Source organism: Stenotrophomonas sp. AG209 (assembly GCF_003550055.1).
Taxonomy (GTDB): Bacteria; Pseudomonadota; Gammaproteobacteria; order Xanthomonadales; family Xanthomonadaceae; genus Stenotrophomonas.
Map to the genome: position 1 here is coordinate 259,884 of NZ_QXDB01000005.1, position 11,696 is coordinate 271,579.

Sequence of the window (11,696 nt, forward strand, 5' to 3'; positions counted from 1 at the left end):
CATCATCCCGACATCGCATTGGGCTGTTTATTCTCTCTGCGCCCGCAAGCCGCCGGCCCGACCGGAAACCAAGGAGAACCACATGATCCGCAACACCACCCGCAACGTCGCACTGGCCCTGATGAGTGCGGCCGTCCTGTCGGCCTGCGCCACCGGCGGCTCCTACGTGCAGAGTGACCAGTACGGCAACCCGACCGAGCAGCAGAACCGCACCGGCCGCAATGCGCTGATCGGCACCGCGATTGGTGTGGCCGCCGGCCTGCTGACCGGCGACAGCGCTACCGAGCGTCGTCAGCACGCGCTGATCGGTGCCGGTATCGGCGCGCTCAGCGGCGCTGCCGTCGGCCAGTACCAGGATCGCCAGGAACGCGCACTGCGCGAGCGCACCGCCAACACCGGCATCGATGTGCAGCGCCAGGGCGACAACATCATGCTGAACCTGCCGGATGGCATCACCTTCGATTTCGGCAAGTCGACCCTGAAGCCGCAGTTCTACGGCTCGCTCAACGGCGTGGCAGGCACCCTGCGTGACTACAACCAGACCATGATCGAAGTGGTCGGCCACACCGACAGCATCGGCAGCGACGCGGTCAACAACCGCCTGTCGAAGGAACGCGCCGACTCGGTGGCGCAGTACCTGATCGGCCAGGGCGTGCAGAGCGTGCGTATCGAAACGCTGGGCGCCGGCAAGTCGTATCCGATTGCCGACAACAGCACCGATGCCGGCCGTGCCAAGAACCGCCGCGTCGAGATCCGCGTGATTCCGCTCAAGCAGTAACGCATAGCGTTACTGCTGTTCCGGCGTAGCCGGAACGAAAATGCCGCCCTTGCAGGCGGCATTTTCTGTAGGTGCCGAGCTTGCTCGGCACGCCGATAGCGCTCCCGGTCGCGGCTTCTCCGAATGGCGCCGACCAAGGTCGGCATCTACCGGAAGCCAGGTAGCCGGAACGAAAATGCCGCCCTTGCAGGCGGCATTTTCTGTAGGTGCCGAGCTTGCTCGGCACGCCGACAGCGCTCCCGGTGGCGGCTTTTCCGAATGGCGCCGACCAAGGTCGGCATCTACCGGAAGCCAGGCAGCCGGAACGAAAATGCCGCTCCTGCAGGCGGCATTGTTGTGGGTGCCGAGCGTTGCTCGGCACGCCGACAGCGCTCCCGGTGGCGGCTTTTCCGAATGGCGCCGACCAAGGTCGGCACCGTTCAAAAAACCAAGTCGAGCAAGCTCGACTCTACAAAACCCGGTTACGCCGCCGAAGCAGCGACCTTCTCCAGGATGCGCTTGCCGCTGCTCTCCAGCGCGGCGTCTTCCTTTTCCTTCTGCTGCTGCGCCAGCTTCGCGCCCGGGCACTGCGCCAGCATGTAGTTGGCGTCGAAGTTGAGCTTTTCCACCAGGAAATCGACGAACGCACGCACCTTCGGCGAGACCAGGCGGCCACCGGCGAACACGGCGTTGAAGTCCACTTCCGGGCCGGTCCAGCCGGCCAGCACGCGCCGTACCATGCCCGACTCGACGAACGGCTTGGCCATCACATCACCGGTCAGCAGCAGGCCTTCGCCACATACCAGTGCACCATTCAACGCGGACATGTCGTTGGCCGTCATCAGCGGGGTGACCGGGAAGTCGCGCAGCTCGCCGCCGTTCTCGCCCAGCTGCCAGGTGAAGCGTGGTGAATTACCGGTGTGGTACGGCTTGCGCATCGCCAGGATGCGATGGAACTGCAGCTCTTCCGGATGCAGCGGCTCGCCATAGCGCTCGATGTAGGCCGGGCTGGCGAACACTTGCGTGCGCAGGCTGCCGAGCTTGCGCGCGACCAGGTTGGAATCGGGCAGGGCACCGACACGCAGCGCCAGATCCGCCTCACCGGCGATCAGGTCCAGCTTCTCGTTGCCCATGTGCATGTCCAGGCGGATCTCTGGATACTGCGCATGGAACTGGCCCAGCAGCGGGGCGATCCAGGTGATGCCGATCGAGTAGGGCACGGTGAAGCGCAGCCAGCCGCGCGGGCCGGACTGCAACTGGCTCACCGCGCTCTCGGCTTCTTCCAGCTCGCGCGCGATGCGCTGGCAATGTTCGTGGTAGATCGAGCCGGCTTCGGTCAGGCCGAGGCGGCGGGTGGTCCGGTGCAGCAGTCGCGCGCCCAGGCGCGTTTCCAGCTCCTGCACTTTGCGGCTGACCGTGGTCTTGGGCAGGCCGAGCGATTTGGCAGCGGCAATGAAACTGCCTTGCTCGACCACTTTGACGAAGATCAGCGTCTCGTTGAGATCGTGGGACATGGTCGGGGATCCTGGACGTCGGGGATGGGACAATCGTGACAGAACGATTGGACCGGGAGCGGGATGATTATTCCCCTTAATCAGGACTAATCAAGTAAAGGTTTGAGGTCTATCGTGGCGCCATTCGTGAAATGGAGCCCCCTCGCCATGAGCCTGCGCAACATTCTTGCCCGCTTCCGGCATGCCGGCCAGAACGCCCTGGACCTGGCGATGACCGTCGAAGCTCGTCCGAGTTCCTTGGTACACAAGGATTTTCGTGAGTTTACCGCGCCCATGCGTCAGCAGCGTGGCGGCGTCATCCGCCTGGTCCCACACAAGGGCGACCGACTGCGTCGAATTGGGACTATCCCGGATTTGGGAGGAAATGTCCCGTGAATGGGATACTGACGCCCGAAGTTCTGGTCCTCGGCGGCACCGGTGCCGTGGGCCAGGGCGTGGTCGGCGCCCTGCTGGAGGCCGGCAGCCCGGTACTGGTGGTCGGTCGCGATCCGGGCCGGCTGGCGGCGCTGCATGAGCAGTTCGCCGATGAGCCGGGCCTGGAAACCGTGCTGGGTTCGCTCAGCGATGACGGCTCGGCACGGGCGTTGGCCGAACGCATCGCGCAGCGGCCGCGTCCGTTGGCTGCAGTGATCGCCGCGATGGGCGGCCCCTACCGTCGCGGCCGCGTGGTTGACCGCAACGGCGACGAACTGCTCGGCGCGCTGCACGCCGACCTGATGCCGCACGTGCACGCCGTGCGCCATCTGCTGCCGCTGCTGCAGGACAACATGCACGCGCGCCGCTACGTGATGATCGGCAGCCCGGCCGCAGTCAAGCCGTGGGCCGGTTACGGCGAAAGCTCGATCACCGCCGCGGCGATGCGCATGTACGCGCAGGTGGTGCACCAGGAAGCGCAGGCGATCGGCGTGCGCGCGCAGATGCTGGAAGTCTGCAGCCCGGTGTGTACCCCGGCCAACGCGGCCAACGCCTGCATCGAGTGGCCCAGCTCGCTGCTGGTCGGTCGCCGCGTGGTCTCGCTGCTCGATGGGTGTCGCGACAACCGCGCCATCGTCCGCTGTGACAGCAGCGATGCCGAACTGCCGCGCGGCCTGCTGCACCTGGAAGTTCCTCCGCTTTGGCGCGACACCGCAGGCGTTGCTTGACCTCGACCATGGTTGAGGTCGCAGTATGCGCCGCCGATTTTCGCAACACCTTCTCATATAGCTGTACCACCCCTCCGTACGGATGCATGCCATGACTTCCCCCAACACCACCCCACATCGTTTCGGCCATCGCATCGCGATGGTCGGCGTGTCGATCCTCGCCGCGGCCGTGCTTGCAGCCTGCAGCGGCGGCCATGCCGAAGAAGCCGGTGCACCGCCGCCGCCGCAGGTCAGCGCCGCGCCGGTGCTGGTCAAGCAGGTCAGCCAGTGGGACGAGTTCAGCGGCCGCGTCGAAGCGGTACAGAGCGTTGAACTGCGCCCGCGCGTGTCCGGCTACATCGACAAGGTCAACTACGTCGAAGGCCAGGAAGTGAAGAAGGGCGAAGTGCTCTTCACCATCGACGCGCGCAGCTACCAGGCCGAATACGATCGTGCCGCCGCCGAGTTGGCCCGCGCCCGCACCCAGGCCACGCTGGCCCGCAGCGAGTCCGAGCGTGCCAAGCGGCTGTCCGAGCAGCAGGCGATCTCCACCGAGACCGCCGAGCAGCGTCGCGCTGCCGCCGACCAGTCCGGTGCCGCCGTGCAGGCGGCGCAGGCTGCGCTGGATGCGGCCCGCCTCAACCTGGAGTTCACCAAGGTGCGCGCACCGATCGACGGCCGCGCCGGCCGCGCGATGGTCACCGCCGGCAACCTGGTCACGGCCGGCGACAGTGCCAGCGTACTGACCACGCTGGTCTCGCTGGATACCGTGTTCGTCTACTTCGATGCCGACGAAAGCACCTTCCTGCGCTACGCACAGATGGCACGCAAGGGCGAGCGCCCGAGCGAGCGTGACAGCGAACTGCCGGTGAAGGTCGGCCTGTCGGGCGAAGAGGGCTACCCGCATGCGGGCAAGGTCGACTTCCTCGACAACCAGGTGGCGCGCAGCACCGGCACCATCCGCGTCCGCGCGCTGCTGGACAACGCCGACCGCCAGTTCACCCCGGGCCTGTTCGCCCGCGTGCAGCTGCTCGGCAGCGGCCAGTTCCAGGCCCTGCTGATCGACGACAAGGCCGTGCTGACCGACCAGGACCGCAAGTACGTGTACGTGGTCGACAAGGATGGCAAGGCGCAGCGCCGCGACATCCAGCTTGGCCGCACCGCTGAAGGCCTGCGCATCGTCGAGCACGGCCTGGCCGCCGGTGACAAGGTGATCATCGACGGCGTGCAGAAGGTCTTCATGCCGGGCATGCCGGTGCAGGCCAAGGCCGTGGCGATGCAGCCGCAGGCTGCGCCGGCACCGGGCCGCGATGCCACCGCCGCACTGAACCACTGATCCGCGTCCCCGCTTAGCTGCCGGCGCCAGCGGCAGCCTTCCCTGCCTTCGTCGTCCCGACGAGGGGCAGGGTGGCTGTTGCCCGCCGAATGCCTTTCCCAGGAATTCCTCCATGGACTTTTCCCGTTTCTTCATCGACAGGCCGATCTTCGCGGCGGTGCTGTCGATCGTGATCTTCGCCGCAGGCCTGATCACGATTCCGATCCTGCCGATCAGCGAGTACCCCGAAGTGGTGCCGCCGTCGGTGGTCGTGCGCACGGTGTATCCGGGCGCCAACCCCAAGGTCATCGCCGAGACCGTCGCCACCCCGCTTGAAGAGGCCATCAACGGCGTCGAAGGCATGATGTACCTGAAGTCGGTGGCCGGCTCGGACGGCGTGCTGCAGATGACCGTCACCTTCCGCCCGGGCACCGACCCGGACGCGGCGGCGGTGAAGGTGCAGAACCGCGTGGCGCAGGCGCAGGCGCGCCTGCCCGAGGACGTGCGCCGGCAGGGCGTGACCACGCAGAAGCAGTCACCGACCTTCCTGATGGTGGTGCACCTGACCTCGCCGCAAGGCAAGTACGACACGCTGTACCTGCGCAACTACGCCCGCCTGCACGTCAAGGATGCGCTGGCGCGTATTCCGGGCGTGGGTGACGCGCAGATCTTCGGTGGCGGCGACTACGCCATGCGTGCCTGGCTGGACCCGGACAAGGTGGCTTCGCGCGGCCTGACCGCCAGCGACGTGGTGCGCGCGATGCGTGAGCAGAACGTGCAGGTTTCGGCCGGCCAGCTCGGCGCCGAACCGTTGCCGAACAGCCAGTTCCTGACCCTGATCAATGCCCAGGGCCGTCTGAAGACCGAAAAGGAATTCGGCGACATCGTGCTCAAGAGCGGCACCGATGGCGAGATCGTGCGCCTGGCCGACGTGGCCCGCCTGGAACTGGGTGCCGGCGACTACACCCTGCGCTCGCAGCTGGACGGCAAGAATGCGGTCGGTATCGGTATCTTCCAGTCGCCGGGTGCCAATGCACTGGAGATCCGTGACCAGGTCATCTCGACTATGGACGAGATGCAGAAGACCATGCCGGCCGACGTGAAGTACGAAGCGGTGTATGACACCACCATCTTCGTGCGCGACTCGATCAAGGCCGTGGTCTCCACGCTGCTGGAAGCCATCGCCCTAGTGGTGCTGGTGGTGATCCTGTTCCTGCAGACCTGGCGTGCCTCGATCATTCCGTTGATCGCGGTGCCGGTGTCGGTGGTGGGTACCTTCGCCGCGCTGTACCTGCTGGGCTTCTCGATCAACACGCTGAGCCTGTTCGGCCTGGTGCTGGCGATCGGCATCGTGGTCGACGACGCGATCGTGGTGGTGGAGAACGTCGAGCGCAACATCGAGGAAGGCCTGTCGCCCACCGCGGCGGCACACCAGGCCATGCGTGAGGTGTCCGGCCCGATCGTGGCGATCGCGCTGGTGCTGTGTGCCGTGTTCGTGCCCATGGCCTTCCTGTCCGGTGTCACCGGCCAGTTCTACAAGCAGTTCGCGGTCACCATCGCCATCTCCACGGTGATCTCGGCGATCAACTCGCTGACCCTGTCGCCGGCCCTGGCCGCGCGCCTGCTGAAGGCCCACGGTGCGCCGAAGGATGGCCCGAGCCGTCTGATCGACCGCCTGTTCGGCTGGGTGTTCCGTCCGTTCAACCGCTTCTTCAAGTCCAGCTCGGAGAAGTACGAGCGTGGCGTGGCCCGCATCCTTGGCCGTCGCGGTGCGGTGTTCGTGGTCTACGCGATCCTGCTGGTCGGTACCGGCGTGATCTTCAAGCTGGTGCCGCCGGGCTTCATCCCGACCCAGGACAAGCTGTACCTGATCGCCGGTGTGAAGCTGCCGGAAGGTTCGTCGATCGCGCGTACCGATGAAATGCTGCGCAAGGTCGCCAAGATCGCCCAGGAAACCGATGGCGTGGCCCACACCATCTCGTTCCCGGGTTTGAACGCGCTGCAGTTCACCAATACGCCGAACACCGGTGTGGCGTTCATTCCGCTCAAGCCGTTCGCCGAGCGCCATGGCCGCACCGCCGCGCAGATCAATGCCGAGATCAACCAGAAGATCGCCGGTCTGCAGGAGGGCTTCGCGTTCGCGATGATGCCGCCGCCGATCCTCGGCCTGGGCAACGGCAACGGCTACCAGATGTTCATCGAGGACCGCGGCAACCTGGGCTACGGCGCGCTGCAGAATGCCGTGCAGGCAATGCAGGGCACCGTTGCGCAGACGCCGGGCATGGCCTTCCCGATTTCCAGCTACCAGGCCAACGTGCCGCAGCTGGATGCCGAGGTCGACCGCGTCAAGGCCAAGGCACAGGGCGTGCAGCTCACCGAACTGTTCGACACCCTGCAGACCTACCTCGGTTCGGCCTACGTCAACGACTTCAACCAGTTCGGCCGTACCTGGCAGGTGATCGCCCAGGCCGATGGTCCGTTCCGCGAGACGGTCGAGGACATCGGCAAGCTGCGTACCCGCAACGACCGCGGCGAGATGGTGCCGATTGGTTCGATGGTCACCATCAAGCAGACCTTCGGCCCGGACCCGGTGCTGCGCTTCAATGGCTATCCGGCAGCGGACCTGGCCGGTGAAGCCGACCCGCGCGTGCTGTCGTCGGCCGAGGCGATGAACAAGCTGACCGAGATCGCCGGCAAGGTGCTGCCGGTGGGCATGACCACCGAATGGACCGACCTGAGCTACCAGCAGGCGACCCAGGGCAAGGCGGCCTTCATCGTGTTCCCGGTGGCGATCATGCTGGCCTTCCTGGTGCTGGCTGCGCTGTACGAGAGCTGGTCGCTGCCGCTGGCGGTGATCCTGATCGTGCCGATGACCCTGCTGTCCGCACTGTTCGGCGTGTGGCTGACCGGTGGCGACAACAACGTGTTCGTGCAGGTCGGCCTGGTGGTGCTGATGGGCCTGGCGTGCAAGAACGCGATCCTGATCGTCGAATTCGCCAGAGAGCTGGAGATGGGCGGCAAGGGCATCGTTGAAGCCGCGCTGGAAGCCTGCCGCCTGCGTCTGCGTCCGATCGTGATGACCTCCATCGCGTTCATCGCCGGCACCGTGCCGCTGGTGCTGTCGCACGGTGCAGGCGCCGAGGTGCGCTCGGTGACCGGTATCACCGTGTTCGCCGGCATGCTGGGCGTGACCCTGTTCGGCCTGTTCCTCACCCCGGTGTTCTACGTGGCCCTGCGCAAGTTCGTCACCCGCAACGGTGGTGGCCAGCTGGTGCAGCACGGCGAGCCGACCATCCACCACTGACATGGAACCCCGTCGCCGCCGGTCACTGGCCGGCGGCGGCTTTCCCCTCACAAGGCATGCATCCATGAATACCCATCAGAACAAGATCGCGCTGGTCACCGGCGCCACCCGTGGCATCGGCGCGGAGACCGTGCGCCAGCTGGCCCAGGCCGGCGTGCACACGCTGCTGGCCGGCCGCAAGCGCGAGACCGCCGTGGAGCAGGCGCTGAAGCTGCAGGCCGAGGGCCTGCCGGTGGAAGCGCTGCAGCTGGACGTCACCGACGGCGCCAGCATCGCCGACGCCGTGCAGCAGGTGCGCGAACGCCACGGCCGTCTCGACATCCTGGTCAACAATGCCGGCGTGCTGCTGGAAAACCCGGCGCAGCTGCCGTCGGAGCAGTCGCTGGATACCTGGCGCCGCACCTTCGACACCAACGTCTATGCACTGGTCGCGGTGACCCAGGCGTTCCTGCCGCTGCTGCAGCAGGCCAAGGCCGGACGCATCGTCAACGTCTCCAGCATCCTCGGTTCGCAGACCCTGCACGCCGATCCGGCATCGGGCATCTACGATTTCAAGATCCCGGCCTACAACGCCTCCAAGGCAGCGGTGAACAGTTGGACGCTGGCCCTGGCACACGAACTGCGCAGTTCGCAGATCAAGGTCAACACCGTGCATCCGGGCTACGTGAAGACCGACATGAACGGTGGCCAGGGCGAAATCGAAATCGCCGAGGGCGCGCGTTCCAGCGTGCAGATGGCACTGATCGGCCATGAAGGCCCGAACGGCAGCTTCACCTACCTGGGCGAGGTGCTGCCATGGTGATCCGCACGTTGGCGATGGCCGTCTCCAGCCTGGTGCTGGCAGGCTGTGTCAGCGTCGGCCCGAACTACAAGGCCCCGGTGCAGGAACCGGTGGTCCTGCAGAGCGCACAGCAGCCGGTCTTCAGCACCGTCTCGCCGGTGGCCAGCTGGTGGGCGCAGTTCGATGATCCGGTGCTGGAACAGCTGGTGCATGGCGCACTGTCGGACAACCTGGACCTGCGCGTGGCCGTGGCCCGCGTCAGCCAGGCCCGCGCGGTGTTCGTCGAAAGCCGCTTCGACCAGGCCCCGCACATCACCGCAGGCGGCAGCTACGACCGCCGCAAGCAACCCGATCCGCAGCTGGGTGGGCAGCGGGTGTTCAGTGAAAGCTACCAGCTCGGCTTCGACGCCGGCTGGGAGCTGGATCTGTTCGGCCGCAAGCGCCGTGCTGCCGAAGCCGCGCGTGCCGACCTCGGTGCCGAGCAGGCCAACCTGGCCGACGCACAGGTACTGGTCGCCGCCGAAGTGGCACGCAACTACTTCGAGCTGCGCGGCACGCAGAAGCGTATTGCCGTAGCCCAGCACACCCTGGAAAACCTGCGCGATACGCAGAAGCTGACCGAGGCGCGCTGGGAACTGGGCGCCGGCAGCGAGCTGGATGTGCAGAGCAGCCGCGCCCGCCTGAAGGCGATCGAGGCCGACATCCCGCTGCTGGAAGTGGCCGAGGCGCAGTCGCGCAACCGACTGGCGGTGCTGCTCGGCCAGCGCCCGGAAGTGCTGACCGACATGCTCGCGCCGCATGACGTGCCGGCCTTCGCCAAGGCATTGCCGCTGGGCGATACCCGCGAACTGCTGCGTCAGCGCGCCGACGTGCGCGTGGCCGAGCGTCGCCTGGCGGCCGCGACCGCACGCGTGGGCGTGGCCACCGCGGACCTGTTCCCGCGGCTGTCGCTGTCCGGCTTCGTCGGTTTCCTGGGGGGCGATGCCAGCGGCCTGGTCAATGGCAACAACAAGGCCTGGTCGCTGACCCCGTCGCTGAGCTGGGCCGCATTCGACTTCGGCACCGTGCGTGCGCGCCTGCGTGCCAGCAAGGCTGAAGCCGAAGGCGTGGCCGCGCAGTACGAGCAGGCGGTACTGCTGGCCCTGGAAGACACCGAGAACGCGCTGACCCGCTACTCCAAGCAGCAGGCGCGGCTGGCGATCGTGGTCGAGCAGGCGCAGGCGGCACGGCGTGCCGAATCGCTGGCACAGATCCGCTATCGCGAGGGTTCGGAAGACTTCCTGACCCTGCTGGATGCGCAGCGCACGCAGTTGGCGGCTGATGACGCGTTGGCGGCGGCCGAGTCCGAAGTCAATGTCAGCGTGGTCGGCGTGTACAAGGCGCTGGGCGGCTGGGGGCAATCACCGCAGCAACCGAGCGTGGCGCAGGTGCAGTAACCGCAGGGGACGGAGGCAGTGGCTTCCGTCCCCTTCTGCTTTCACGCCCCGCGGCAGCGGTGTGTCCTGCTCCCTGCGTGGGCGGCAGGCGCAGGAAGGGCGGTGCATGCCGTGCACATTGCCATCGTCGTGACGTTTCTGACTCTGCCGGAATGCCGGCCCGCCGTGTAACTAGTGGGTCAGACACACGGGAGGACAGGCGATGGCGGACGGAAGGCGGGATACCCAACGGATGTTGTTCGGCGATCCGGGTCCACCGGGTGCGGGGCTGTCGGTGGCGGTCGTGGTGCTGCTGGTGCTGGCGACGATGGCCGCCGCGGTCGGTTTCCTGCGCCTGCAGGATTCGATGCTGGGGCTGGGCCTGATCGGGGTCGCCGTGTTCCTGGCAATCGGCGCCCGCATCTGCCAGGCGCGCGATCAGCACCAGGCGCTGTATCGCCTGCTGTCGCGGCAGCCGCCGCTATAGCGGTGGCTGCCGTGGGGGTTCAGTGCTTCGGCCAGTCCAGTTCGACGACCAGCGGGAAGTGGTCCGATGGCAGCACGCCGTCGATGCGGCGGTCATCGGTCAGGAAGCTGCGCGCACGGAAGCCGCGCACCAGCACCCAGTCCAGCTGCACGGTGGCCTTGCCGGTGAAATCGTGGAAGGTCAGTCGCGGGCCCTGCGGTGCCTTCACCTGGGCACGGGTGTCCTGCAGCACACGGGTGAATGCCTTGTAGGTGTCACCGCCGGGCTCGCTGTTGAAGTCACCGGTCAGCACCACCGGCAGGTCGGCCGGCAGGCTGGCCAGGCGCTTGCCGATCAGCTCGGCACCCTTCACCCGGCGTGGTTCGTCCTCGTCACGGTAGGGCAGGTGGGTATCCATGAAATAGAAGCGGCGGCCGTCGTCGATGCGGCGGAACAGCGCCCAGGTGACCATGCGCGGGTACAGGTTGCCCCAGGTGATGCTGCCGGGCACATCAGGCGTGTCGGACAGCCAGAAGTTGCCTGATTCCTCGATCGCCAGCACCGTGCTGTCGTAGAACACACCCATGTGCTCGTCGCCGCTGCCGCCGCGGCGGCCCTCGCCGAACCAGCGGTAGCCGGGGAGGTGTCCGGCCAGGTACTCAGCCTGCTCCTGCACCAGCTCCTGGGTGCCGATCACCGCCGGGTGCGCATCGAGGATGACCTTCACCATCGCATCGCGACGATCGGGCCAGCGCTTGCCGGGCTCGGTATCGGCCGGGGTGCGCACATTGAACGACATCACCTTCAACGGCGCGGGCGCTGCGGCCCAGGCGCTGGTCGCAGGCAGGGCAAGCGCCAGCAGGGCACACAGTACGGGGCGACGGAAACGCGACAACATCGTGGAATCCCTCCATTCCATGAAAACGGTTTCACGGAGCATCGCACGGATTGCCTGTTCATGGCTGTGCGTGCGCTGGCGGTATCCGCCGGTCGCCGCGGCGTATTCAGCAGGGCCTTGACGGC

10 protein-coding genes are annotated in these 11,696 nt (G+C 66.7%); 8 read left to right on the forward strand and 2 right to left on the reverse strand.

Annotated elements, in window-relative coordinates; translation table 11 throughout:
• Window positions 1-82: 82 nt before the first annotated feature.
• Window positions 83-778, forward strand: coding sequence for an OmpA family lipoprotein (locus DFO63_RS20265; protein WP_010484399.1), 696 nt, complete (start codon window positions 83-85; stop codon window positions 776-778).
• Window positions 779-1,239: 461 nt separating this feature from the next.
• On the opposite strand, the gene DFO63_RS20270 is transcribed toward DFO63_RS20265, so the two are convergent.
• The gene (locus DFO63_RS20270) at window positions 1,240-2,271 is read right to left on the reverse strand and encodes a LysR family transcriptional regulator (RefSeq protein WP_005409107.1); all 1,032 of its coding nucleotides are present in this window, start codon (window positions 2,269-2,271) and stop codon (window positions 1,240-1,242) included.
• A gap of 147 nt (window positions 2,272-2,418) precedes the next feature.
• On the opposite strand from DFO63_RS20270, the gene DFO63_RS20275 reads away from it, so the two are divergent.
• The 7 genes from DFO63_RS20275 (at window position 2,419) to DFO63_RS20305 (ending at window position 10,694) form a co-directional block, all read left to right on the forward strand.
• Complete coding sequence (locus DFO63_RS20275) at window positions 2,419-2,646, forward strand: hypothetical protein (RefSeq protein ID WP_014036825.1); 228 nt, start codon at window positions 2,419-2,421, stop codon at window positions 2,644-2,646.
• On the forward strand, window positions 2,643-3,413 hold the full coding sequence (locus DFO63_RS20280; protein WP_049445448.1) for an SDR family oxidoreductase: 771 nt from the start codon (window positions 2,643-2,645) through the stop codon (window positions 3,411-3,413). Before DFO63_RS20275 ends, DFO63_RS20280 begins: the two co-directional genes overlap by 4 nt.
• 91 nt (window positions 3,414-3,504) lie before the next feature.
• Window positions 3,505-4,728, forward strand: coding sequence for an efflux RND transporter periplasmic adaptor subunit (locus tag DFO63_RS20285; protein ID WP_014036827.1), 1,224 nt, complete (start codon window positions 3,505-3,507; stop codon window positions 4,726-4,728).
• A gap of 112 nt (window positions 4,729-4,840) precedes the next feature.
• Window positions 4,841-8,011, forward strand: a complete 3,171-nt coding sequence (locus tag DFO63_RS20290) for a multidrug efflux RND transporter permease subunit (protein ID WP_014036828.1) — start codon at window positions 4,841-4,843, stop codon at window positions 8,009-8,011.
• A gap of 64 nt (window positions 8,012-8,075) precedes the next feature.
• Window positions 8,076-8,813 (forward strand): SDR family oxidoreductase, encoded by a 738-nt coding sequence (locus tag DFO63_RS20295; RefSeq protein WP_049445446.1) that lies wholly within the window; start codon window positions 8,076-8,078, stop codon window positions 8,811-8,813.
• Window positions 8,807-10,228, forward strand: coding sequence for an efflux transporter outer membrane subunit (locus DFO63_RS20300; protein ID WP_014646790.1), 1,422 nt, complete (start codon window positions 8,807-8,809; stop codon window positions 10,226-10,228). The genes DFO63_RS20295 and DFO63_RS20300 overlap by 7 nt, the downstream gene beginning before the upstream one ends.
• Window positions 10,229-10,430: 202 nt before the next feature.
• On the forward strand, window positions 10,431-10,694 hold the full coding sequence (locus tag DFO63_RS20305; protein ID WP_049414598.1) for a hypothetical protein: 264 nt from the start codon (window positions 10,431-10,433) through the stop codon (window positions 10,692-10,694).
• Between the two features lie 19 nt (window positions 10,695-10,713).
• On the opposite strand, the gene DFO63_RS20310 is transcribed toward DFO63_RS20305, so the two are convergent.
• Window positions 10,714-11,571, reverse strand: coding sequence for an endonuclease/exonuclease/phosphatase family protein (locus DFO63_RS20310; protein ID WP_049445442.1), 858 nt, complete (start codon window positions 11,569-11,571; stop codon window positions 10,714-10,716).
• Window positions 11,572-11,696: the final 125 nt, after the last annotated feature.